Raw genomic sequence first — 24,032 nt, forward strand, 5'->3', positions numbered from 1 at the left:
CCGTGCGCCAGAACGGCTCAGCGCAGCTTCAGGGTGGACAGGCCCACGAGGCACAGCAGCATCGTGATGATCCAGAAGCGGATCACCACCTGCGTCTCGATCCAGCCCTTCTTCTCGAAATGGTGGTGCAGCGGCGCCATCAGCAGGATGCGCTTGCCGGTGCCGGTGCGTTTCTTGGTGTACTTGAAATAGCCGACCTGCACCATGACCGAGAGCGCCTCGACCACAAAGATGCCGCCCATGATGCCCAGCACGATCTCCTGGCGCACGATCACCGCGATGGTGCCGAGCGCGCCGCCCAGCGCCAGTGCGCCGACATCCCCCATGAAGACCTGCGCCGGGTGCGCGTTGAACCAGAGGAAGGCCAGCCCCGCCCCGGCCAGCGCCGCGCAGAAGATCGACAGCTCACCCGCGCCGGGGATGTGCGGCAGGAACAGGTACTTCGAGAACACCGCACTGCCGGTCGCATAGGCGAACAGGCCGAGTGCGGAGCCGACCAGCACCACCGGCATGATCGCCAGCCCGTCCAGGCCGTCGGTCAGGTTGACGGCGTTGCTGGTGCCGACGATGACGAAGTAGGTCAGGAAGATGAAGCCGAACACGCCCAGCGGGTAGCTCACCGTCTTGAAAAAGGGCACGATCAGGTCGGCCTTGGGCGGCAGGTCGTTCGAGAAGCCCGAGATCACCCAGCGCATGAACAGCTCCAGCACGCGCATGTTGGACGTCTCCGACACGCTGAACGCGAGGTAGAGCGCCGCGACCAGCCCGATCAGGGACTGCCACAGGTACTTCTCGCCGGACGGCATGCCTTCCGGGTTCTTCTGCACCACCTTGCGCCAGTCGTCGACCCAGCCGATGGCGCCGAAGCCCATCGTCACGATCATCACGATCCAGACGAAGCGGTTGCTCCAGTCGAACCACAGCAGCGTCGAGATGGCGATCGCCAGCAGGATCAGCACACCGCCCATGGTCGGCGTGCCGCGCTTGACGATGTGGGCCTGCACGCCGTATTCGCGGATCGGCTGGCCGATCTTCAGCTCGGTCAGGCGGCGGATCACCCACGGCCCGAAGGCCAGCCCGATCAGCAGCGAGGTCATCGCCGCCATCACCGCACGGAAGGTGATGTACTGGATGACCCGCAGGAAGCCGAGGCTGTCGGGATACAGGCCTTGCAACCATTGTGCGAGGCTAATGAGCATGTTGTTCTCCTGGGCTGGCCGCCCCGCCCTTGACGGCGGCGACCACCTGTTCCATCTTCATGAAGCGCGAGCCCTTGACCAGCACCGACTGGGCGTCGGGCAGCGCAGCGCCTTCGGCCCGCATCGCCGCCACGAGGGCGGCCGCGTCGGCGTGGTGCTGCACCGCGGTCGGCGGCGTGATGGCCCGCGCGGCGTGGGCCGCGAGTATGCCTGCGGTCCACACGCAGTCGATGCCTTTTTCGGCTGCGTAGCACCCGACTTCGGAATGGAATTCCGGCCCCTGGTCGCCCACCTCGCCCATGTCGCCCAGCACCAGCCAGCGCGGCCCGGGCAGCGCAGCGAGCACGTCGATGGCGGCCCGCACCGAGTCGGGATTGGCGTTGTAGCTGTCGTCGACCAGGGTGATGGTGCGACCGCGCCAGTCCAGGCGCTGCACCTGCGAGCGGCCCTTGACCGGCTCGAACGCCGCCAGCCCCTCGCGCACCGCCTCGGCCGGCACACCCGCCGCGAGCGCGCAGCCCGCGGCCGCCAGCGCATTGCGCACGTTGTGCTGACCGGCCACGGCCAGCGCCAGCACCAGCACACCGGCCGGTGTCTGCAGCCGGGCATCCCAGTGGTCCCCCTTCCAGTCGGCCTGCGCGGTCAGCGTCGCCCCCGTGCCCGCGTCGAGCGCGAAGGTGGACACCGCCCGCGCACCCGCCAGGTCACGCCACAGCGGCGTGTAGTCGTCGTCAGCCGGGAACACCGCCACGCCATCGGCCGGCAGCGACGCGATCACCGCGCCGTTCTCGCGCGCCACCGCTTCCACCGTCTTCATGAATTCGAGGTGCTCGCGCTGCGCGTTGTTCACCAGCGCGACCGTCGGCTGGGCGATGCGCGCCAGTTCGGCGATCTCGCCGGGGTGGTTCATGCCGAGTTCGATCACCGCGATGCGGTGGTGCCGGCGCAGGCCCAGCACCGTCAGCGGCACGCCGATGTGGTTGTTCAGGTTGCCGGCGGTGGCGTGGGCATCCGGGCCATGGGCTGTGCGCAGGATGGACGCGATCATCTGCGTCACCGTGGTCTTGCCATTGCTGCCGGTCACCGCGATCAGCGGCAGCGTCAGGCTGGCGCGCCAACCCTCGGCCAGCACCTGCAGCGCACGCAGGGTGTCGGGCACTTCCAGTCCGACCAGCCCGGCTTCGGCCAGCCCGCGCTCGGCGATGGCGGCCACGGCACCGGCCGCGCCCGCCTGCGGCAGGAAACTGTGGGCGTCGAAGCGCTCGCCGCGCAGCGCGACGAACAGGTCGCCGGCGCGCAGGCTGCGGGTGTCGGTGTGGACACGCTGCAGCGCCGTGGCCGGATCACCGACCAGCCGCGTACCGGGCAGTCGTGCGGCCACCAGGGCGTGGGCCTCGCCCAGGGTCATGAATGCGTGGGACATCATCGGAAGGTCAGGAACCGTGGGACACACGGCGTTGTAGCGCAGCGGACGCCTCGCCCAGATCTGAAAAAAAGCGCTTCAGGCCGGCCGTCTCCTGATAGTCCTCGTGGCCCTTGCCGGCGATGAGCACGACATCGGCCGGTCCGGCCTCGGCGAGCGCGGTGGCGATCGCGGTCGAGCGGTCCTCGATCGTGCGCCACTGCGGCGACGGCACGCAGCCGGCCGCGATCTGCGCCAGGATGGTGGCGGGCACTTCGCCGCGCGGGTTGTCGCTGGTGAGCACCACCTCGTCGGCCAGCGTCTGCGCGATGCGGCCCATCACCGGGCGCTTGCCGGCGTCGCGGTTGCCACCGCAGCCGAACACGCACCACAGCCGCCCGCCCCGCGCCACCGCGAACGGCCGCAGCGCCTGCAGGGCCTTGTCGAGCGCATCGGGCGTGTGGGCGTAATCGACGACCACCTGCGGCAGCGGACCCGCACCGTCCGGCGCCTCGACCCGCTGCATCCGCCCCGGCACTGGCGTGAAGTCGGCCGCCAGCGGCGCGATCTCGGCCAGCGACAGGCCCAGCGCCCGCAGTCCGCCGAACACGGCGAGCACGTTGGCGACGTTGTAGTCGCCGATCAGCCCGGTGCGCACCGGCACCGCGTCGCCGCCGTCCTGCACGGTGAAGCACAGCCCGTCGGCCTCGTAGTGCAGGTCCAGCGCTTGCAACCGTGCCGGGGTGGCGCGCGGCTGCAGGGCATAGGTCCAGACGTCGAGGTCACCGCGTGCCGCGAGTTCTTCCGCCAGCAGGGCGCCCTGCGGGTCGTCGAGGTTGATCACCGCGGCGCGCAGGCCCGGCCAGTCGAACAGCGCCCGCTTGGCCTGCCAGTAGGCGGCCATGCTGCAGTGGTAGTCGAGGTGGTCGGGCGTGAAGTTGGTGTAGAGCGCCACCTGGATGCGCACCGCGTCCAGCCGGTGCTCGGCCACGCCGATCGACGAGGCCTCCATCACGCAGGCCGCGAAGCCGCGGTCGACGAAGTCGCGCAGGCCGCGGTGCAGCGTGACCGGGTCGGGCGTGGTCAGACCGGTGGCCACGACGCGGGCCTCGGGCGCCACGCGGCTCGGCGGCTCGCCCACGCCCAGCGTGCCGACCACGCCGCAGCGCCGGCCGGACAGGCTCAGCGCCTGCGCGGTCCACCACGCGGTGGAGGTCTTGCCGTTGGTGCCGGTGGTGGCGATGACGGCCAGTGCCGCGCTCGGCGCACCATGCCAGGCGTCCGCCAGTCCGGCCGTCTGCGCCTTCAGCCCGGGAACGGCCGCGATGCGTGCATCGTCGAAGCCGAAGGCCTCGACCCCGTCGGCCTCGACCAGACAGGCGGCCGCGCCCGCCGCCAGCGCCGCGCCCACGTGGACCCGGCCGTCCTGCGCATACCCGGGCCAGGCGATGAAGATGTCGCCCGCCCGCACCTGGCGGCTGTCCGTGCGCAACGCGGCGCCCGGGGCCAGCCCGTGCAGCCAGTCCAGCACCGCCGGCAGGTCCGGCAACTGTGCAGCGCGGGCCATCAGAACGACTCCACTTCGGCCTTGGCCGCCTGGGCGCGGGCGATGATCTGCTGCTTGATCTCCAGATCCGGCGCCACGCCCATCACGCGCAGCGTCTGCTGCACCACCTGGCTGAAGACCGGCGCGGCCACGTCGCCGCCAAAGTAGATGCCATTGCTCGGTTCATCGACCATCACCGCGACGATGATGCGCGGCGCATGGATCGGCGCCATGCCGACGAACCAGGCGCGGTACTTGTTGCTGGCGTAGTTGGCGCCGTCCTGCTTGTGGGCGGTCCCCGTCTTGCCTCCGACCGAGTAGCCGACGGCCTGCGCCTTCGGCGCCGTACCGCCTTCACCCGCGGCCATGTTCAGCATGGTGCGCACCTCGCGCACGACCTCGGGCCGGAACACCGATTCCCCCGCCACCGGCCCGGCCTGCCTGAGCAGCGACACCGGGACCAGATCGCCGTCGCGCGCGAACACGCTGTAGGCGCGCGCCAGCTGGAACAGCGACGTGGACAGGCCGTAGCCGTAGCTCATCGTCGCCTGCTCGATCGGCCGCCAGCTCTTGTAGGGGCGCAGCCGCCCGGTGGCCAGACCTGGGAAGGCCAGCGGCGGCTTCTGCCCGAAGCCGACCGCGTGGAAGAGATCCCACATTTCCTTCGGCTGCATCTGCATCGCCATCTTGACGGCGCCGACGTTGCTCGATTTCTGGATCACCTGCCGCACCGTGAGTGCGCCGTACGCGTGCGAATCGCGGATGGTCGAGCCGGTGATGGTGATGGTGCCTGGTGCGGTCTGGATGATCGACGTCGGGGTGACGCGGCCGGTCTGCATCGCCAGTGCGGCGATGAAGGGCTTCATGGTCGAGCCAGGCTCGAAGGTGTCGGTCAGTGCCCGGTTGCGCAGGTTGGCGCCGGTGCGGGTCAGCCGGTCACCGGGCACATAGCTCGGATAGTTGGCCAGCGCCAGCACTTCGCCGGTCTGGGCATCGAGCACCACCGCGCTGCCGGCCTTCGCGTTGTGCTGCGCCACCGCATCGCGCAGACGCTGGTAGGCAACGAACTGGATCTTGGTGTCGATCGACAGCGCGATGTCGTGGCCGTCGGCCGGCTCGATCCGGTCGCCGATGTCCTCGATCACGTTGCCCAGCCGGTCGCGCACGACGCTGCGGCTGCCATCGCGGCCGTCCAGGTCCTTCTGGAAGGCGAGTTCGATGCCTTCCTGGCCGAGCTGTTCGACGTTGGTGAAACCCACCAGGTGCGCCACGGCCTCGCCTTCGGGGTATTCGCGGCGGTACTCGCGCTGCTGGTGCACCCCATTGAGCGCCATCGCCTTGATCTGCGCCGCCACCGAGTCCTCCACCACGCGGCGCAGCCAGACGAAGTTGGCGTTCTCCTTCAGCCGGTTGCCCAGGTCGCTGGAGGACATGCCGAGCAGCTTGGCCAGCGCCTGCTGCTGGGCCGGCGTGGCGTCGAAGTCCTTCGGGATGACCCAGATCGACTGCGCCGGCACGCTGGCCGCCAGCACCTGCCCGCCGCGGTCGGTGATCCGCCCGCGGCTGGCCGGCAGCGTCAGCGTGCGCTGGTAGCGGCTCTCGCCCTGGCGCTGGAAGAAGTCCTGGTTGATGACCTGGATGTAGACCGCCCGCCCGATCAGCAGGCAGAAGGTCAACCCCACGCCCACCACCAGAAAGCGCGAGCGCCAGATCGGTGTCTTGGCGGCCAGCAGCGGGCTGGAGGCGTACTTCGCGCCCTGGGGCGCCGGCTTGCGCGCGGCCAGTCGTTCGCGCAGCGCGTCCTTTCCGGGGAGTTTCATGGACGGCCTTTCGGAGCGACAGCGGACGGAACGGCGGCGGGCAGCGCACCGTCGGCCGTGAGGTACTGGGTCACGGCCGGCGAGGCGGTCGTCATCTGCAGACGCTCGCGGGCCATCTGCTCGACGCGCAGGTGCGTCGCCTGGGTGCGCAGCAGCACGCGCAGCTTGTCGGCATCCTGTTCGAGTCGCGCCGACTGGTTGCGCTCACGCTCCAGGGTGATGAACTGGCGCCGGGTCTCGTAGGACACCTGGACCAGATAGAGCGCGCTGGCGATGACCGCCAGCAGCAGCAGGATGTTCAGACGGGTCATGGGCGCGTCCACACCGGCGGCAAGGCGACGTCGGTTCGTTCGGCCACCCGCAGCACCGCCGAGCGCGAGCGGCCATTGCCACTGACTTCCTCGTCGGAGGGCTTGATGCGGGCCAGCGCGTTGAACAGCGCCGGCTTGGGTTCGGCAAACGGCGCGCGCCGGTCGAACTCCTCGCGCGAATGGCGGTTGATGAAGGTCTTGACGATGCGGTCTTCGAGCGAATGGAAGCTGATCACGGCCAGCCGCCCGCCCGGCTTGAGCGCGGCCAGCGAGGCCTCCAGCGCCTGCTCCAGCTCGTCCAGCTCGCCGTTGACGAGGATGCGCAGCGCCTGGAAGGTGCGCGTCGCTGGATCCTGACCCCGCTCGCGGGTGCGCACGACGCTGGCGAGCAGCTCGGCCAGTTCGCTGGTGCGCTGCAGGACATGGCCAGCCTCGCGGCGCGCGACCACGGCGCGTGCGATGGCCGGGGCGAAGCGCTCCTCGCCGTAGTCGCGCACGACCTCGGCGATGCGCTCCTTGGGCGCGGTGGCGAGGAACTCGGCGGCGCTCTGGCCGCGGGTCGGATCCATGCGCATGTCGAGCGGGCCGTCGTGGCGGAAGCTGAAACCGCGTGCGGGGTCGTCGATCTGCGGCGAGGAGACCCCGATGTCGAGCAGCAGGCCGTCCAGATGCGCAACGCCGTGGCGGGCCATCACATCCGGGTAGTCGGCGAAGCGGTTGTGGTCGATCGAGAAGCGCGGGTCGGCAATACCAGCCTCGCCCTGGGTGGCGTGGGCGACGGCTTCCGGGTCGCGGTCGATCGCCAGCAGACGGCCCTCGGGGGACAGCCGCGACAGGATCAGGCGCGAATGGCCGCCCCGCCCGAAGGTGCCGTCGAGGTAGGTGCCATCGGGTCGGTGCACGAGCGCATCCACTGCTTCATGAAGCAGCACGGTGCGGTGCTGTCGGGGTACTGCGTCGTCTTGGGCCATGGAAGGGAATCAGAAACTGAAGTCCTGCAGCAGCGCCGGCATGGGCTGCTGCAGAAGGGCGGCCTCGGCCGCCGAATGACGTTGCACATCCCAGAGTTCGAGGTGTTTGCCCATGCCGATGAGCAGCACCTCCCGATCGAGCGCGGCGGCGGCGCGCAACTCCGGGGAAATCAGCACGCGGGACGCACTGTCCAGCTCGACATCCATGGCGCTGCCAAGCAGGAGGCGCCTCCAGCCGCTGGCCGACAGCGGCAGCGACTCGATGCGGGCGCGGAATGCATCCCAGACCGTGCGCGGAAACACCATCAGGCATCCATCGGGATGCCGTGTGAGCGTCAGGCGGTCTTCCGGGATCGCGCGCAGCACCTCTCGTTGGCGCGCGGGAACGCTCAGGCGTCCCTTGGCGTCCAGCGCGAGCGCTGAAGTCCCCTGGAAATGAAAACCGGCCACGAATACCCACAAATCAACACGACCTCCCACTGTAGCGGAGAAATTGTGAGGGGGTCAAGAAAGCCACATCGGAATAACCAATGAAATCAAGTACTTAGATGATTTCTGCGTCCACTTTCACAGGAATTCGAAAAAAGCCATACAAATGAAGCACTTAGGCTTTGCGCACCCCCGGCCTGCCAAGATCACCGACTGAGCCAGCAGGCCCCGTTTCGTGAACTTTGACAAACCTTCGGGCCCGAACTGCCAATACAGCCCGGCACAGTCGCCGGAAAAGACGGCAACAGCTGTCCGTTTTTCGCGATTCACGGCTGTCGGGGTTATCGGACAGCCCCTGCAGGCCGGCCACGTCGTCCGCGAACGGGCTTGATCCGTTGCAGACTCATTCGCACTGTCCACGGAGTCCACCATGTTTCTGCGTCCGCACCGCTCGACCCCTCGGGGGCCGATGCGCGGCCGGCTCCAGTCGGCGGGGTCGCTGCTGATCGCTGCCCTGCTGGTCACGACCCCGCTGCTCGGCATCAGCACGCCTGCGCAGGCCGAGGGTCCCGCCTGGCGCCAGGACGAAGGTGATCGGGCCGGCCACATCGCCCAGCTCGAAGGCCGCCTGCGGCTGCAGCGCGCCAATGGCGAGCAGATCGAGATCGGTGACGGCGCCCGTCTGCGGCAGATCGGCATCCGCGAGGGCGATCGGCTGCAGACCAGCTGGAACAGCCGTCTGGTGCTCGATTTCGGCCCGAATCGGCTGAAACTCGACGAGAAGAGCGAACTGGTGCTGCGCCGCCTGGATCCGGAAGCGGTCCAGCTGGACCTGGAACGGGGCGGTCTGGTGCTGGAACTGCGCCAACCCGAAACCGCCTGGCGCTGGCAGGTGGACACGGCCGCCGGCCGGCACCAGCCGCACGGTGCGGGCCTGTTCCGCATCGATGCACCGGACCGGCGTGGCCAGCCCGACGCGGGCAGCGCCACCGCCTGGCGCAGCGCGCTGCGCATCGAGAGCGACGAAGGCACGCTGCTGCTGCCCCCCGGCCGCCGGGCCGAGCGCGACCGGAATGGCCGCTGGCAGATCGGTTTCCCGCAAGCGGACACCTTCGCCGCCTGGGCGATGACGCCATCCGACAACGAGGGCCCGCCCCCGGACGACTGGGCCGACCGGCGCCCCCGCCACTGGCGCGCCGCCCCTTCGTGGGAGACGCAGCAGCCTCCTCCTCCGCCGCCGCGTGTGATCGTGATTCCGGGGCCGATCATGGTCGAACCGCCGCCGCGCCATTGGCGGGCACCAGCACCGCCGCCCCCGATGGTGCTGGAACCGCGGGAGCAGCGCCAGCCGCGCTGGGGCAACGCGGCCCCGGCGCCCCTGCCGGCACCACCGCGCGACATCGCCACCCCGCCGCCGCCACGGCCGGACCGGCGCGCCCATGAGGCTGTGCCGTCCATGCCCGCCCCGCCGGCGTCAGTCCCGTCCATGCCCCGCCAGGACGAGCCGCGCCGCTCCCAGCGCGCGCTCTGAACGACCCGCTCAGCGCCCGAAACGGCGCCGGGCGTCCAGCCCGAGCCCGCTGGCCACGCTGGCGAGCCGCTCGCCCTGCAGCGCCATCGCCTCGGGGAAGGCGGCGGCCAGCTGGTCGGTGAGCAGGTGCAGGCCGGTCGAGCCACCAGTGAAGTACAGCGCATCGATCTGATCGGTCTGCAGACCGGCCAGACGCACCGTCTCGAGGGCCGCGGCAGCGATGCGGCCGATGTCGTCGGCCAGGGCCCGCTGCGCCTGGGCCGGCGACATCGTCACGGACAGCCCCCGTTCCACCAGCCGCAGGTCGATGCAGGCTTCGTCGCCCGCGGCCGACGCGATCTTGGCCGTCTCGGCGCGGCCGAGCAGGTCATGGCCGAGGTGGTCGTTGACCACCTTCATCAGCCGGGTGTGGTGGCGCAGGTCGGCGTAGTTGATCTTCATCGCGCGCAGCTCCTGCACGCGCTGCGGCCGGTAGACGCTGTTGATGAGGTGCCAGGTCGCCAGGTCGTAGTAGACGCGGCTGGGCACCTCGCGCGCCGGCTGCCCGCCGATCGACGGCCCCAAGGCGCCAAAGCCGAACTCGCTCAGGATGCTGGCCAGCTCGATGCGCCGGTCGAAATCGGTGCCGGCGATGTGGATGCCGTGGTGGCCCAGCACGTCGTCGTGCCGGTCCACCCGGTCCTGGCGACCCGGCCCGACCTGCACGATCGAGAAGTCGGAGGTGCCGCCACCGATGTCGGCCACCAGCACCAGCTGGTCGGTGTCGATGCGGGACTCGTAGTCGAAGGCCGCCGCCAGCGGCTCGAACTGGAACCGGACCTCCTCGAAGCCGGCCGCCCGCGCCGCCTCTTCCAGCGAGGCCTGCGCCTGCGCGTCGCGCACCGGGTCGTCGTCGACGAAGAACACCGGGCGGCCCATCACCACGGCGGTCAGCGCATGGCCGGCATGGATCTCGGCGCAGCGCTTGAGGTGGCGCAGGTACCCCGCGATCACCTCGGCGAAGCTGACGGAGCGCCCGCCGCCGATGTCGGTGTGCTGCGCCATCAGCGCCGAGCCGAGCACGCTCTTCATCGAGCGCATCAGCCGCCCTTCGGTGCCCTCGACATAGGCCGCCACCGCCGCCCGGCCGACGAGCCGCGGCAGGTTCTGCAGATCCGGCCCCTCGCCCAGGTAGAAGGTGGCGGTCGGCATGGTGGTGGCGCCCTCCTCCAGCGGCACCAGCACCATCTCGCCGTTGCGGGGCACGGCGACCGCGGAATTCGAGGTACCGAAATCAATCGCGCAGAACTGGGGAATGGCTGACATGGGCGGACGCGAGGCGGAGATCGAGGGGGCGCGCATCATACGGTCCACCCACCGGGTGGCTGCCGGATGTGGCACGGGTGCGACGCCTTCATGTTGCAGTGCAGCATGACAGGTTACGCTAGACGGACGCCGATTTTTCTTCTTCCGCACCCTCCACCTCAGGAGCCACCATGCCGAGCCACCGCCTCCTTGCCTCCATCCTGCCGCTGGTCGCCGCGCTGTCCGGCCTGACCGCCCGCGCCGCCGAGCCCCTGCCCCATTTCCAGGTCGACCGCACCGAACTCTCGGTCTCGGGCCTGTCCTCAGGCGCCTTCATGGCCGCGCAGCTGCAGGTGGCCTACTCCGCCACCTTCAAGGGCGCGGGCGTCATCGCCGGTGGGCCCTACTACTGCGCGGCCGGCAACATGGCCTACACCGGCATCTGCATGGGCCAGATGCCGCTGGTCTACCCCAATGCCTACCTGATGGCCAGCGCCGCCCGGCAGTTCGAGACCGCCGGCCAGATCGACAAGCTGAGCAACCTGAAGAAGCGCCGCGTCTACGTGTTCAGCGGCACGCGCGACACGGTCGTCAAGCAGCCCGCCGTCAACGCCACGGTGTCGTTCTTCCAGCAGGTCGGCGTGCCTGCCAGCCAGCTGGTCTACGTCAACAAGGTGCCCGCCGGCCACGCCGTGATCACCCCGACCCACGGCAACGCCTGCGACGCCAATGCCACGCCCTACATCAGCCACTGCGATGTCAACGGTCTGGGCTACGACCAGTCCGGCGCCTTGCTCGCACACATCCACGGCCCGCTGCAACCCAAGGCCACCAGCCTGGCCGGCCGCATGGTGACGTTCAACCAGCGCGCCTTTGCCCCGTCCGGCACGGGCATGGCCGAGGAGGCCTTCCTGTACGTGCCGCCGTCCTGCGAAGCGGGTCAGACCTGCAAAGTCCATGTCGCGATCCACGGCTGTGCGCAGTCGGCGGAAAAGGTCGGCAAGAACTTCATCGCCGACACCGGCTACAACGAGTGGGCCGAGAACAACCGCATCCTGGTGCTCTACCCGCAGGTCAACGCCTCGACCGTGCCCTTCAATCCGCAGGGCTGCTGGGACTGGTTCGGCTACACGGGGCCGACCTACGCGTGGAAGGCGGGGCCGCAGATGTCGGCCATCAAGGCGATGGTGGACGCGCTGGGCAAGGCCCGCTGACGGGCCTCGGCGCTCAGTAACCGGCGGGTGCCTGCTGGTGCCAGTCGGTGGCCTGCTGCAGCGCGTGGCTGGCGTGCAGCAGCGCGCCTTCCTGCCAGTAGTTGCCGATCAGCTGCAAGCCCACTGGCAGACCGCCCGTGCCGAACCCGGCCGGCACGCTGATGCCCGGCAGCCCGGCCAGCGAAGCCGGCAGCGTGAAGATGTCGGCAAGGTACTCGGCCACCGGGTCGGTCTGGCTGCCGATCGGGCGCGCCACGTTCGGTGACACCGGGCCGGCGATCAGGTCGCACTGCGTGAACGCGGTCTGGAAGTCGTCGGCGATCATGCGGCGCAGCTTCTGGGCCTGCAGGTAGTAGGCGTCGTAGTAGCCGTGCGAGAGCACGTAGGCACCGATCATGATGCGGCGCTTCACCTCGGTGCCGAAGCCCTCGCTGCGGCTCTTGCGGTACATGTCGTTCAGGTCCTTGTACTGCGCAGCCCGGTGACCGTAGCGCACGCCGTCGAAGCGGCTCAGGTTCGAGCTGGCCTCGGCCGGGGCGATGATGTAGTACACGGGGATCGACAGCTCGGTGCGCGGCAGGCTGACCTCGACCAGCGTGGCGCCGAGCTTCTCCAGCTCGGCCAGCGCAGCACGGGTCGCGGCCAGCACGTCGGCCGACACGCCGTCGCCGAAGAACTCCTTGGGCAGGCCGATGCGCAGGCCGGCGAGCGGGCGCTCCACGGTCGCGCCTTCGCGCAGCGCGGTGGTCGCGGCGACGAAGTCGGGCACGGGCTGCTCGGCGCTGGTCGCGTCGCGCGGATCGAAGCCGCTCATCGCCTGCAGCAGGTGCGCGCAGTCGAGCGCCGAGCGTGCCATCGGGCCGGCCTGGTCGAGGCTGGACGCGAAGGCAATCATCCCGTAACGCGAGCAGCGGCCATAGGTCGGCTTGATGCCGGTGATGCCGGTGAGCGAGGCGGGCTGGCGCACGGAGCCGCCGGTGTCGGTGCCGGTGGCTGCAGGGATCAGCCGGGCCGCGACGGCGACCGCGCTGCCGCCGGACGAGCCGCCGGGGATGCGGTCGGTGTTCCACGGATTGCGTGCCGGGGTGTAGGCCGAGTTCTCGTTCGAGCCGCCCATCGCGAATTCGTCGCAGTTGAGCTTGCCCAGCGTCACCGCGCCGGCCGACGCCAGCCGGCTGACCACGGTCGCATCGAAGGGGCTGCGGTAGCCGTCGAGCATCTTCGAGCCGGCGGTGCTCGGGAAGTCGCGGGTGACGAAGATGTCCTTGTGCGCGATCGGCACGCCCAGCAGGGTGTGGCCGGTGCCGGTCACGCCGCGGGCACGCCAGGCGTCGGCGGCGGCGGCCTGGGCCAGCGCGACGTCGGCATCGACCGACAGGAAGGCACCCAGCGCGGCGTGGGCCTCCACGCGGTCCAGCAGATGGCGGGTCAGCTCGACGCTGGACACCTGCTTCTGGTCGAGCAGGCGCGAGAGGTCGGCCACGCCCAGGGCGTGCAGGGGGGAAGTCGACAGGGTCATGGCAGTTTCACTCGCACTCATTCGATCACGCGCGGCACCAGGAACAGCCCGCCTTCGACGGCCGGGGCGCTCTTCTGGTTGGCGGCCCGGTTGTCGGGCTCGGTCACGGCGTCCTCGCGCAGGCGCAGCACGACGTCCTGCACCGCCGAAAGCGGGGTGTACAGCGGGGCCACGCCGGTGGTGTCGACCGCACGCATGCGCTCGACGATGTCGAAGAAACCGTTGAGCTCGCCCAGCAGACTCGCCTGCTCGGCCTCGCTCAGTTCAAGCCGCGCCAGATTGGCAATGCGGCTCACATCCTGGGGCGTGAGTGCCATTTGTGTGAACTATGAAATGAATTGGGCGCACTGGGCGCAGATAAGACCCCTACATGGGAGGTCATCAGACGCCGACATGGAGTGGCAGGCCCGGTGTGGACAAGGTCACGCCGCAAGCCATGGGGTATTATCACCCGCCCTTTGTTCATGTACCCGTCGGTTCTGGATCAACTGATTGCTGCGTCGCACCACGACGTGCCACCGGTTGGCGGGCCCCGAAATTCCAGTCCAGTCACGCTCACCAGCAGTCCAAGTCGGCTGCCGGGATGCTTACGAGTTCACCATGTTCGGATCGTTGCGTCGATATTTCTCTACCGATCTCGCGATCGACCTCGGCACCGCCAATACCCTGATCTACGTTCGAGGCACGGGCATCGTGCTGAACGAGCCCTCGGTGGTGGCCATTCGCCATGAGGGCGGCCCGCACGGCAAGAAGACCATCCAGGCGGTCGGCGCCGAGGCGAAAGCCATGCTTGGCAAGGTGCCGGGCAACATCGAGGCCATTCGCCCGATGAAGGACGGCGTGATCGCCGACTTCACCGTCACCGAGCAGATGCTCAAGCAGTTCATCAAGATGGTGCACCCGCGCTCGCTGCTGCGGCCGAGCCCGCGCATCATCATCTGTGTCCCCTGCGGCTCGACGCAGGTGGAGCGCCGCGCCATCCGCGAGTCCGCGCTCGGCGCCGGTGCCAGCGAGGTCTACCTGATCGAGGAGCCGATGGCGGCCGCGATTGGCGCCGGCATGCCGGTGTCGGAAGCCTCGGGCTCGATGGTCGTCGACATCGGCGGCGGCACGACCGAAGTCGGCGTGATCTCGCTCGGCGGCATGGTCTACAAGGGCTCGGTGCGGGTGGGTGGCGACAAGTTCGACGAAGCCATCATCAACTACATCCGTCGCAACTACGGCATGCTGATCGGCGAGCCCACCGCTGAAGCCATCAAGAAGGAAATCGGCTCGGCCTTCCCCGGCTCCGAGATCAAGGAGATGGAAGTCAAGGGCCGCAACCTGAGCGAAGGCGTGCCGCGCAGCTTCACGGTATCAAGCAACGAGATCCTGGAAGCGCTGACCGACCCGCTCAACCAGATCGTCTCCTCCGTGAAGAAGGCGCTGGAGCAGACCCCGCCCGAACTCGGCGCCGACATCGCCGACCGCGGCATGATGCTGACCGGCGGCGGCGCGCTGCTGCGTGACCTGGACCGCCTGCTCGCCGAGGAAACCGGCCTGCCGGTGCTGATCGCCGAGGACCCGCTGACCTGTGTGGTGCGGGGCTGCGGCTTGGCGCTGGAGCGCATGGAGCGCCTGGGCTCGATCTTCACGTCGGAGTGACCACACCGTTCGCGGTGATGGTGTGATGGTGATCGCCTGCTGACATGCCACTGGGCACCCTGGACCGTTCTCCGCCACCGTTTTTCCGCCAGGGCCCTTCGGCCCTGTCGCGGTTGCTGTTCTTCGCCTCGCTATCGGTGCTGCTGATGGCCGCGGACAATCGGGTCGGACTCACCACGCCGCTGCGCACCGCCGCTGCCGTGCTGCTCAGCCCCATCGAGCGGGGCCTGCTGGTGCCGGTGCGCGGCGTGGGCTCGGTCAACGACTACCTCTCCGGCATCGCGCAGGCGCAGCAGACCACCGAACGTGCCCGGGCCGAGCTGACCCGCCAGGCCGAACGCTCGCTGCAAGCGGACCAGCTCCTGCAGGAAAACGCCCGGCTGCGCGCACTGCTGGAGTTGCGCACCCGGCTGTCGGTGCGGACGCGGGCCGCGGAAGTGCTCTACGACGCACCCGATCCGTACACCCGCAAGATCATCATCGACCGCGGCAGCAGCCAGGGCGTGCAGCATGGCTCGCCGGTCATCAACGAACTGGGTGTGCTCGGGCAGGTGACGCGGGTCTATCCGCTCACCTCCGAGGTCACGCTGGTGATCGACGAGAACGCGGCCATCCCGGTCCACAACGTGCGCACGGGCCTGCGCGGCGTGGCCTTCGGCGACCCTTCAGCGGACAGCATGGAGCTGCGCTTCGTGGCCGCCAACGCCGATGTGCAGGTGGGCGACATCCTGCAGACCTCGGGACTGGATGGTGTCTATCCGCCGGGCCTGCCCGTGGCCAAGGTGGGTCGCCTGGACCGGCGCACCCAGTCCGACTTCGCCAAGATCGCGCTCATCCCGGCCACCTTGCCCGACAGCGTGCGCCATGTGCTGGTGCTCGAACCGGTCGGCGCCCAGCAGCCCCCTCCACCGGCCGCCAGCGATGTCGGCCTGCCCCTCCACGCCAAGGACGTCGCCGCCGCCGCCAAACCGGCCGCCAAGGGGAGCAGCAAGCCATGATGCCCCGCTCAAGCGACCAGCTGCTGCTGCCGGTGAACCCGTGGTTCATGTGGATGACGCTGCTCGTGGCCTTCGGACTGAACCTGGTGCCGCTGGGGCGCCAGCCGGCCATGCCGGACTTCATCGCGCTGGCGCTCGTGTTCTGGAATGTCCACCAGCCGCGCCGGGTCGGCGTGGGTGCGGCCTTCGTGTTCGGCCTGTTCATGGACGTGCACCAGGGGGGGCTGCTGGGTCAGCATGCACTGGCCTACACGCTGGTGAGCTATTTCGCCATCACCATCCACCGCCGCCTGCTGTGGTTCACCGCCCCGGCGCAGGCGCTGCATGTGCTGCCGCTGTTCGCTGCGGCACACCTGACCTCCCTGCTGCTGCGCATGGCCTCGGGCGGCGAGTTTCCCGGCTGGTCGGTGCTGCTGTCGCCACTGTTCGAGAGCCTGCTGTGGCCGCTGGTGAGCCTGCTGCTGCTCGCACCGCAGCGCCGCGCGCCGGACCCTGACAAGAACCGCCCGCTGTGAAGCCCGTCGGCCTGGGGACGATGACCGAACTGCGCAATGTCGAGCAGGAGCTGGACCGGTTCCGCATCCGCCTGATCGTCGCGGCGCTGACGGTGCTGTGCTGCTTCGGGGTGCTGGGGGCGCGCATGTTCACGCTGCAGGTGCTCAAGTTCGACGAACTCAGCACGCGGGCTGAAAAAAACCGCATCGCCGTGGTGCCGATCGTGCCCAACCGCGGCCTCATCGTCGACCGCAACGGTGTCGTGCTGGCCGACAACTACTCGGCCTACACGCTGGAGATCACCCGCTCCCAGCTCGAAGACGACCTGGAGCAGGTGATCGACGAGCTCGCCGAAGTGATCGAGATCCAGCCGCGTGACCGCCGCCGCTTCAAGCGCCTGATGGGCGACTCCAAGAGCTTCGAGTCCATCCCGATCCGCACCAAGCTCAGCGACGAGGAGGTCGCGCGCTTCACCGCCCGGCGCTACCGCTTTCCGGGTGTCGAGATCAAGGCCCGCCTGTTCCGCAACTACCCGTTCGGGGAGATCGGCGGCCATGTGCTGGGCTACATCGGCCGCATCAACCAGCGCGAGAAGGACGACATGGCCGAGTGGTCCGACGAGGACCAGGCCAACTACCGCGGCACCGACGTGATCGGCAAGCTCGGCATCGAGCAGCGCTACGAGCGCGAGTTGCACGGCACCACCGGCTTCGAGGAGGTCGAGACCAGCGCCGGCGGACACCCCGTGCGCCGCCTGCGCTCCGAGCCCGCGACCCCCGGCAACACCGTGCGCCTGTCGATCGACATCAAGCTGCAGGGGCTGATCGAGGAGCTGTTCGGCAAGCGACGTGGCGCCCTGGTGGCCATCGACCCGCGCAATGGCGAGGTGCTGGCCTTCGTCAGCATGCCGGGCTTCGACCCCAACCTGTTCGTCGGCGGCATCGACCATGACTCGTGGAAGGAACTCAACGAGTCGCTCGACAAGCCCATGCTCAACCGCGCCCTGCGCGGCACCTATCCGCCCGGTTCCACCTACAAGCCGTTCATGGCCATGGCCGCCCTGGCCACCGGCAAGCGCACGGCCGGGCAGACCATCATCGACAATGGCTCCTTCATGTTCGGCAACCACCGCTTCCGCAGCCATGGCGACCATGGCCTCGGGGCTGTCGACATGGCCCGCTCGATCGTGCAGTCGAGCAACGTCTATTACTACTCGCTGGCCAACGAGATGGGCGTGGACCTGATCCACGACCAGATGGACCTCTACAGCTTCGGGCGCAAGACCGGCATCGACCTCGAAGGCGAGTCCACCGGCGATCTGCCCTCGACCGAGTGGAAGCGCAACAAGTACAAGCGCCCCGAGCAGAAGCGCTGGTACGCGGGCGAGACGATCTCGCTGGGCATCGGCCAGGGCTACAACAACTTCACCATGACGCAGCTCGCGTCCGCGATGGCCACGCTGGTGTCGGGCGGACTGCGCTTCGAGCCACGGGTCGTGCGGGAGATCGAGAACGTCGTCACCCGCGAGCGGCGCACCGTGTCCTCGCAATCCGTCGAGCCGCTGGGGCTCAAGCCCGAGCATGTCGCCGTGATCAACCGGGCCATGCACGGCGTGACCCAGACCGGCACCTCGACCAAGGTGTTCGCTGGCGCGGCCTATGCCAGCGGCGGCAAGACCGGCACCGCCCAGGCGGTCGGCGTGCGCCAGAACGAGAAGTACAACGCCTCCAAGCTCGCCGACTACCAGCGCGACCACTCGCTCTACACCGCCTTCGCCCCGCTGGACGCCCCCCGCATCGCGCTGGCCATCATCGTCGAGAACGCCGGCTTCGGCGCCGAAGCGGCCGCCCCGATCTCGCGCCGGGTGCTCGACTACGTCATCTCCGGCGTCTACCCGACGCCATCAGACATTGCGCTGGTGCAGAAGGGCCAGGCGTCGGCACCGATCGAGCCGGGAGTCCCGGTGGCCAGCGTGCCCCTGCCGCCGACGCGGGGGGCGGGACTGGATGCCCAGGCCGCCGCCGCATCGGCCGCAGCGAGTGCGATGGGCTTCCCGGCTGCGGCATCCGGACCCGGCGCCGCCGCGTCCGGCGTGACGCTCTCTCCACTGGCCCCCGTCCGTCCGCGGCCCTGGGCCCCGCGCCGCCCACTGCCCGCCAGCGCCCCGGCGCCCTCCCCGCCTGCGAGCCCACGTTCACCATGATCCTGCAGTCCTCGTTCGGGCAACCCACGCTGTGGCAGCGTGTGCGGCCGTGGTTCAGCGGCTTCGACCCGCTGCTGCTGCTGGCCATCTTCTCGCTGGTCACCATCGGGCTGGTCGCCATGTACTCGGCCGGCTACGACAACGGCGCACGCTTCTCGCTGCATGTGCGCAACATGGTGCTGGCAGGGATCGTGTTCTTCTTCGTCTCCCAGGTGCCACCGCAGCGGCTGCTGACCCTGGCCGTGCCGCTCTACACCGTCGGCGTCATCCTGCTGGTGCTCACGGCCCTGTTCGGCATCGACCCGACCCACAAGGGCGCCCGCCGCTGGCTCAATGTCGGCATCGTCATCCAGCCCAGCGAGATCCTGAAGATCGCCACGCCGCTGATGGTCGCCTGGTGGTTCCAGCGCCGCGAGGGCCGGCCCCGCACCAGCGACATCGTGCAGGCCTTCGTGCTGGTGCTTGTGCCCTTCCTGCTGGTGGCCAAGCAGCCTGACCTCGGCACCGGACTGCTGATCTTCTTCGCCGGCTTCTTCGTCATCTACTTCGCCGGACTGTCCTGGAAGGCGATCCTGCCGGTGGTGGTGGTCGGCGTCGTCGGGATCATCGCCATCGTGCTGGCAGGGCCGACCATCTGCGAGCCAGGTGTCGACTGGCATGTGCTGCACACCTACCAGAAGCACCGTGTCTGCACCCTGCTCGACCCAACCCGCGACCCGCTGGGCAAGGGCTTCCACATCATCCAGGGCATGATCGCCATCGGCTCCGGCGGCCTCACCGGCAAGGGCTTCATGAAGGGCACCCAGACCCATCTGGAGTTCATCCCGGAGCGCACCTCGGACTTCATCTTCGCCGCCTATTCCGAAGAATTCGGCCTGTTCGGCGTGCTGCTGCTGATCGGCTGCTACAGCTTCCTGATCCTGCGCGGCCTGGTGATCGCCTTCGAGGCCCCGACCACCTTCTCGCGGTTGCTGGCAGGCGCGATCACGATGAGCTTCTTCGTCTACGCCATGGTCAACATGGGCATGGTCAGCGGCATCCTGCCTGTCGTGGGCGTGCCGCTGCCCTTCATGAGCTATGGCGGCACGGCGCTGGTGACGCTGGGCCTGTCGCTCGGCATCCTGATGGCGATCGCCCGCTCAAGGCGGCTGATGCAGAGCTGAGGCGTCCTGCCCGGGTGCGTCGGCCTGCGGGGCATGGCGCAGGCGGATCGTGAACCGCGCCCCCGGCCCTTCCCCCGCCGGCACCTGGGCCGGCGCGCGGGCGTCGTCCAGCAGGACGGAGGTGCCATGCTGCTGGGCGATCTCCGCCACGATGGCCAGTCCGAGGCCCGAGCCATCGACGGTCGTGCCGAGCGCCCGGTAGAAGGGCTGGAACACGAGGTCCCGCTCGCTCGCCGGAATGCCCGGCCCCGAATCCTCGATCTGCAGCACCACCACCTGCCCGAAGGGATCCGGCACGACCCGCACGGTCACCGTGCCGCCTCGCGGTGTGTAGTGCAGCGCGTTGTCCACCAGGTTGGTGATCAGCTCGCGCAGCAGCATCGGATGGCCCAGCACCAGGGTGTCCCCCGCGCGGCGCAGGCCGTTCGGCACCTGCGTGTCCGCCCCCTCGAAGCCCAGATCGATGCCGGCGTCCAGCGACGGCGGCACGAAGTCGCGCACCACGTCGGTGGCCAGCGCCTCCAGATCGACCTCGTCGCGGGCGACGGTGCCGGCCTTGGCATCGGCGCGCGCCATCGACAGCAGCTGGTTGACCATGTGGGCAGCCCGCTGGGAGGCGTGCGCCATCTGCGCCAGCGACGCCTTCATGATTTCCGGGTCGCCTTGACCGGCGTCGATCTCGCGGGTGGCGAGTTCAGCCTGCATTCGCAGGCCGGCCAGCGGCGTCTTGAGCTGGTGGGCGGCGTCCGCCAGGAAACGCTTCTGCGTCACCAGCGCGGTCTGCTGGCGATCCAGCAGGTCATTGATCGACTGCACCAGCGGCGAGACCTCCTCGGGCACCTCGTGCACGTCGATGGGCGAGAGGTCGTCGCTGGCGCGCTCGCGGATGCGCTGCTGCAGCGCGTTCAGCGGCGCCAGTCCGCGCACCAGGGCCAGCCACACCAGCAGCACCGCCACCGGCAGGATCACGAACTGCGGCAGGATCACGCCCTTGATGATCTCGGTGGCCAGCCGCGAGCGCTTGGTCAGCGTCTCGGCCACCTGCACCAGCACCGCCCGCTCGCCCGTGCCGCCGCTGATCCACTGGTAGGCCACCCGCACGCTGTCGCCGTGCACCTCGTCGTCGCGCACGCGCATCTCGCCCAGCACCTGCGTGTCGTCCTGGGAAGGCAGCATCAGGTCCCGGTCCCCGCTGACGAACTCGCCGCGCGGCCCGAGCACCTGGTAGTAGACGTTGTCGACCTCGTCCGCCCGCAACATCCGCGCGGTCTCGCGCGACAGGTCGAAATAGACGCTGTCGCCGCGCACCTCGACCCGCTGCGACAGCGAACGCACCGACTCGATCAGTGCCCGGTCATACGGCCGGCTGGCGATGCCCTGCGCCGCGAGCCACGTCAGCGCCAGGCTCATCGGCCAGAGCAGCAGCAGCGGCGCGAGCATCCAGTCGAGGATCTCGCCGAACAGCGAGCGCTGTTCGCGCCGGCGCGGTGCCGCCTCAGGTCGCGGCGATCTTCTCAAGGCAGTAGCCCAGACCCCGGACGGTGGCGATGCGGATCGGCCCCTGCTCGATCTTCTTGCGCAGGCGGTGGATGTAGACCTCGATGGCGTTGTTGCTCACCTCTTCGCCCCACTCGCACAGGCGCTCGACCAGCTGGTCCTTGCTGACGAGGCGTCCCGCACGCTGCAGCAGCACCTCCAGCAGACTCAGCTCGCGCGCCGACAGATCGATCATCTGCTCGTTGATGTAGGCGACGCGGCCGGTGGCGTCAAAGGTGAGCGGCCCGTGCTTGATCAGCGCACTGGCTGATCCCAGCCCGCGCCGGGTCAGCGCCCGCACCCGCGCTTCGAGTTCCTGCAGCGAGAACGGCTTGGCCATGTAGTCGTCGGCGCCCAGGTCCAGGCCCTTGACGCGCTGCTCGATGCTGTCGGCCGCCGTCAGGATCAGCACCGGCACGGCCGAACCGCGCGCACGCAGCTTCTTCAGCACCTCCAGCCCGTGCAGCTTCGGCAGGCCCAGGTCCAGGATCAGCATGTCGAATTCGTGGGCAGCCAGAGCCGCGTCGGCCTCCGAGCCATTGCCGACATGGTCGACGGCGTATCCTGCAGAACGCAGGCTGCGCAGCAAACCATCGGCCAGAATCTGGTCATCTTCAGCGATCAGGATGCGCATGGCGTCTGTCTCCTCATTACCCCTGTGGACGGGGGCTTGGCCGTGATTGTAGAAAGCCCGGGAATGTGACGCATCGGTACAGATGCCATGCTGGACGTCACGCGCCCTTGCCTGCAGAAAAACCACGCCTGCGCCGCAGTCCCTGCCCCGCAAAAAGACTGTACAAACATCCAGCATTTGACATAATGGCACATCCACCCAGGAGAATTTCGATGGACGCCCCGAGCAAATCCAACCCGAACAGCACCGCCCTCAGCACCGAAAAAGCCAAGGCCCTGCAAGCCGCGCTGGCCCAGATCGAAAAGCAGTTCGGCAAAGGCTCGATCATGCGCCTGGGCGAAGGCGAGGTCGTCGCCGACATCCAGGTCTGCTCCACCGGCTCGCTGGGTCTGGACATCGCGCTCGGCGTCGGCGGCCTGCCCCGCGGCCGTGTCGTCGAGATCTACGGACCCGAATCGTCGGGCAAGACCACGCTGACGCTGCAGGTCATCGCCGAGATGCAGAAGCTCGCCGGCGTCTGCGCCTTCATCGACGCCGAACACGCGCTGGATGCCCAGTACGCGCAGAAACTCGGCGTCAACCTGCAGGATCTTCTCATCAGCCAGCCCGATACCGGCGAGCAGGCGCTGGAGATCGTCGATGCGCTGGTGCGTTCGGGCTCGGTCGATCTGATCGTCATCGACTCGGTCGCAGCGCTGACCCCCAAGGCCGAACTCGAGGGTGAAATGGGCGACTCCCTGCCTGGCCTGCAGGCCCGCCTGATGAGCCAGGCCCTGCGCAAGCTCACCGCCACGATCAAGAAGACCAACTGCATGGTCATCTTCATCAACCAGATCCGCATGAAGATCGGCGTGATGTTCGGCAGCCCCGAGACCACCACCGGCGGCAACGCGCTGAAGTTCTACGCCTCCGTGCGTCTGGACATCCGCCGCGTCGGCTCGATCAAGAAGGGCGAGGAGGTCATCGGCAGCGAGACCCGCGTCAAGGTGGTCAAGAACAAGGTGGCCCCGCCGTTCAAGACCGCCGATTTCGACATCCTCTACGGTGAAGGCATCAGCCGCGAAGGCGAGATCATCGACCTGGGCGTCACCGCCAAGATCGTCGACAAGTCCGGCGCCTGGTACGCCTACAAGGGCGAGAAGATCGGCCAGGGCAAGGACAACTCGCGCGAGTTCCTGCGCGAGAACCCTGATCTGGCGCACGAGATCGAGAACCGCATCCGCGAGTCGCTCGACATCAGCCTGCTGCCCCCCATGGGCAGCAGCGACAAGGCCTGAACGTTCAGACGGAGCCGGGGTTGCAGACCACGCTCAGTCTCAAGGGCCGGGCGCTGAAGTACCTCGCTGCACGTGAGCACTCGCGCAGCGAGCTGATGCGCAAGCTCGCCCCGCACGCCGAGGACCTCGCCGAGATCGAACGCGTGCTGGACGAGTTGCAGAGCCGCGGCTTCCTGAGCGAAGAGCGCTTTGTCGCCTCGGTGGTCCACCGCCGCGCAGCTGGCCACGGCACCGCCCGCATTCGGCAGGAGTTGAGCCTCAAGGGCATCACGGCCGACCAGATGCGCGCGGCGCTGGAGGAACTCCAACCCAGCGAACTGGCGCGCGCCCACGCCGTGTGGACCCGCCGTTTCGGGAGCCCTGCGACGGACCTGCGCGAACGGGGCCGGCAGATGCGTTTCCTGATGGCCAGGGGCTTCTCGGGCGAAGTGGTGCGACGCGTCCTCAAGGGCGAACTGCCGGAGTCCTTCGACGAGACACCGCCCGACGATCCGGACTGATCGGCACAGGTTCGACCTGTCCAGATCCTGTTCGATCGCTGTCCTGTTCTGCAACGCAGGGTGGTACATGGCGGTTACCACGCATGGGGTTGCCGCAGTGCAACATGCTAAAGTGCCCCGGCTTCGGCATCGACGCCGAACGGGGCGCCCGCTGCTGTCCGCCACCTCTGCGCCATGCAGTTCCGCATCGTTCCCATTCTCCCCAAGAGTTCAATCCGATGAAGATCCACGAATACCAAGGCAAGGAAGTTCTGCGCCAGTTCGACGTGCCGGTGCCGCGCGGCTACCCGGCGTTCACGGTGCAAGAGGCGGTGGAAGCCGCCCAGAAGCTGGGCGGCCCGGTGTGGGTCGTGAAG

Annotated in this window: 22 protein-coding genes; 10 read left to right on the forward strand and 12 right to left on the reverse strand. The window is 68.8% G+C overall.

Annotated elements, in window-relative coordinates:
* Window positions 1-17 precede the first annotated feature (17 nt).
* The 7 genes from mraY to AABN02_RS11885 are packed head-to-tail and all read right to left on the reverse strand — an operon-like array spanning window position 18 to window position 7,699.
* Entirely contained in the window at window positions 18-1,199 is a 1,182-nt protein-coding gene (mraY, locus tag AABN02_RS11855; protein WP_338415143.1) for a phospho-N-acetylmuramoyl-pentapeptide-transferase, read from the reverse strand.
* Complete coding sequence (murF, locus tag AABN02_RS11860) at window positions 1,189-2,622, reverse strand: UDP-N-acetylmuramoyl-tripeptide--D-alanyl-D-alanine ligase (protein WP_338415144.1); 1,434 nt, start codon at window positions 2,620-2,622, stop codon at window positions 1,189-1,191. The genes mraY and murF overlap by 11 nt, the downstream gene beginning before the upstream one ends.
* A gap of 10 nt (window positions 2,623-2,632) precedes the next feature.
* Window positions 2,633-4,168: a UDP-N-acetylmuramoyl-L-alanyl-D-glutamate--2,6-diaminopimelate ligase gene (locus AABN02_RS11865; protein ID WP_338415145.1), complete on the reverse strand. Its 1,536-nt coding sequence runs from the start codon at window positions 4,166-4,168 to the stop codon at window positions 2,633-2,635.
* The gene (locus AABN02_RS11870) at window positions 4,168-5,967 is read right to left on the reverse strand and encodes a penicillin-binding protein 2 (RefSeq protein ID WP_338415146.1); all 1,800 of its coding nucleotides are present in this window, start codon (window positions 5,965-5,967) and stop codon (window positions 4,168-4,170) included. Before AABN02_RS11870 ends, AABN02_RS11865 begins: the two co-directional genes overlap by 1 nt.
* A complete protein-coding gene (ftsL, locus tag AABN02_RS11875; RefSeq protein ID WP_338415147.1) occupies window positions 5,964-6,278 on the reverse strand; it encodes a cell division protein FtsL in 315 nt (104 codons plus the stop codon). The genes AABN02_RS11870 and ftsL overlap by 4 nt, the downstream gene beginning before the upstream one ends.
* Window positions 6,275-7,249 (reverse strand): 16S rRNA (cytosine(1402)-N(4))-methyltransferase RsmH, encoded by a 975-nt coding sequence (gene rsmH, locus AABN02_RS11880; RefSeq protein ID WP_338415148.1) that lies wholly within the window; start codon window positions 7,247-7,249, stop codon window positions 6,275-6,277. The genes ftsL and rsmH overlap by 4 nt, the downstream gene beginning before the upstream one ends.
* A gap of 9 nt (window positions 7,250-7,258) precedes the next feature.
* The gene (locus AABN02_RS11885; RefSeq protein ID WP_338415149.1) at window positions 7,259-7,699 is read right to left on the reverse strand and encodes a division/cell wall cluster transcriptional repressor MraZ; all 441 of its coding nucleotides are present in this window, start codon (window positions 7,697-7,699) and stop codon (window positions 7,259-7,261) included.
* Window positions 7,700-8,108: 409 nt separating this feature from the next.
* Here AABN02_RS11885 and AABN02_RS11890 point away from each other — a divergent pair, with 409 nt between their 5' ends.
* On the forward strand, window positions 8,109-9,209 hold the full coding sequence (locus AABN02_RS11890) for a hypothetical protein (RefSeq protein WP_338415150.1): 1,101 nt from the start codon (window positions 8,109-8,111) through the stop codon (window positions 9,207-9,209).
* 9 nt (window positions 9,210-9,218) lie between these two features.
* Here the strand turns inward: AABN02_RS11890 and AABN02_RS11895 are convergent, their stop codons facing one another.
* Window positions 9,219-10,514: an Hsp70 family protein gene (locus AABN02_RS11895; protein WP_338415151.1), complete on the reverse strand. Its 1,296-nt coding sequence runs from the start codon at window positions 10,512-10,514 to the stop codon at window positions 9,219-9,221.
* Window positions 10,515-10,684: 170 nt separating this feature from the next.
* Between AABN02_RS11895 and AABN02_RS11900 the strand changes: the two genes are divergently transcribed.
* On the forward strand, window positions 10,685-11,707 hold the full coding sequence (locus AABN02_RS11900; RefSeq protein ID WP_338415152.1) for a PHB depolymerase family esterase: 1,023 nt from the start codon (window positions 10,685-10,687) through the stop codon (window positions 11,705-11,707).
* A 13-nt stretch (window positions 11,708-11,720) separates the two neighbouring features.
* On the opposite strand, the gene gatA is transcribed toward AABN02_RS11900, so the two are convergent.
* A complete protein-coding gene (gatA, locus tag AABN02_RS11905) occupies window positions 11,721-13,226 on the reverse strand; it encodes an Asp-tRNA(Asn)/Glu-tRNA(Gln) amidotransferase subunit GatA (protein WP_338415153.1) in 1,506 nt (501 codons plus the stop codon).
* Between the two features lie 17 nt (window positions 13,227-13,243).
* Complete coding sequence (gene gatC, locus AABN02_RS11910; RefSeq protein ID WP_179634079.1) at window positions 13,244-13,543, reverse strand: Asp-tRNA(Asn)/Glu-tRNA(Gln) amidotransferase subunit GatC; 300 nt, start codon at window positions 13,541-13,543, stop codon at window positions 13,244-13,246.
* A gap of 283 nt (window positions 13,544-13,826) precedes the next feature.
* Here gatC and AABN02_RS11915 point away from each other — a divergent pair, with 283 nt between their 5' ends.
* Genes AABN02_RS11915 through rodA form a run of 5 tightly spaced genes read left to right on the forward strand, consistent with a single transcriptional unit; the run spans window position 13,827 to window position 19,729 of the window.
* Complete coding sequence (locus AABN02_RS11915; RefSeq protein WP_338415154.1) at window positions 13,827-14,870, forward strand: rod shape-determining protein; 1,044 nt, start codon at window positions 13,827-13,829, stop codon at window positions 14,868-14,870.
* 44 nt (window positions 14,871-14,914) lie between these two features.
* Window positions 14,915-15,868 carry a rod shape-determining protein MreC gene (gene mreC / locus AABN02_RS11920; protein ID WP_338415155.1) on the forward strand — a complete coding sequence of 318 codons (954 nt, stop codon included), beginning with the start codon at window positions 14,915-14,917 and terminating at the stop codon, window positions 15,866-15,868.
* The gene (gene mreD / locus AABN02_RS11925; protein ID WP_322586936.1) at window positions 15,865-16,383 is read left to right on the forward strand and encodes a rod shape-determining protein MreD; all 519 of its coding nucleotides are present in this window, start codon (window positions 15,865-15,867) and stop codon (window positions 16,381-16,383) included. Before mreC ends, mreD begins: the two co-directional genes overlap by 4 nt.
* A 20-nt stretch (window positions 16,384-16,403) precedes the next feature.
* A complete protein-coding gene (gene mrdA / locus AABN02_RS11930) occupies window positions 16,404-18,566 on the forward strand; it encodes a penicillin-binding protein 2 (protein ID WP_338415161.1) in 2,163 nt (720 codons plus the stop codon).
* A 2-nt stretch (window positions 18,567-18,568) separates the two neighbouring features.
* On the forward strand, window positions 18,569-19,729 hold the full coding sequence (rodA, locus tag AABN02_RS11935) for a rod shape-determining protein RodA (RefSeq protein ID WP_338415162.1): 1,161 nt from the start codon (window positions 18,569-18,571) through the stop codon (window positions 19,727-19,729).
* On the opposite strand, the gene AABN02_RS11940 is transcribed toward rodA, so the two are convergent.
* Window positions 19,706-21,169, reverse strand: a complete 1,464-nt coding sequence (locus AABN02_RS11940; RefSeq protein WP_338415163.1) for a sensor histidine kinase N-terminal domain-containing protein — start codon at window positions 21,167-21,169, stop codon at window positions 19,706-19,708. The two genes, rodA and AABN02_RS11940, sit on opposite strands and share 24 nt — an antisense overlap.
* Window positions 21,170-21,224: 55 nt before the next feature.
* Complete coding sequence (locus tag AABN02_RS11945) at window positions 21,225-21,899, reverse strand: response regulator transcription factor (protein WP_338415156.1); 675 nt, start codon at window positions 21,897-21,899, stop codon at window positions 21,225-21,227.
* 212 nt (window positions 21,900-22,111) lie between these two features.
* Between AABN02_RS11945 and recA the strand changes: the two genes are divergently transcribed.
* From recA to AABN02_RS11960, 3 genes are all read left to right on the forward strand, one after another.
* A complete protein-coding gene (gene recA, locus AABN02_RS11950) occupies window positions 22,112-23,176 on the forward strand; it encodes a recombinase RecA (RefSeq protein WP_338415157.1) in 1,065 nt (354 codons plus the stop codon).
* Between the two features lie 20 nt (window positions 23,177-23,196).
* Window positions 23,197-23,676 (forward strand): recombination regulator RecX, encoded by a 480-nt coding sequence (gene recX / locus AABN02_RS11955; protein ID WP_338415158.1) that lies wholly within the window; start codon window positions 23,197-23,199, stop codon window positions 23,674-23,676.
* Window positions 23,677-23,894: 218 nt separating this feature from the next.
* Window positions 23,895-24,032: ATP-grasp domain-containing protein (locus AABN02_RS11960; protein ID WP_338413016.1), on the forward strand; the 138-nt coding region annotated here is incomplete at its 3' end.

It is taken from the genome of uncultured Sphaerotilus sp., assembly GCF_963924895.1.
Classification (GTDB): Bacteria; Pseudomonadota; Gammaproteobacteria; order Burkholderiales; family Burkholderiaceae_C; genus Sphaerotilus.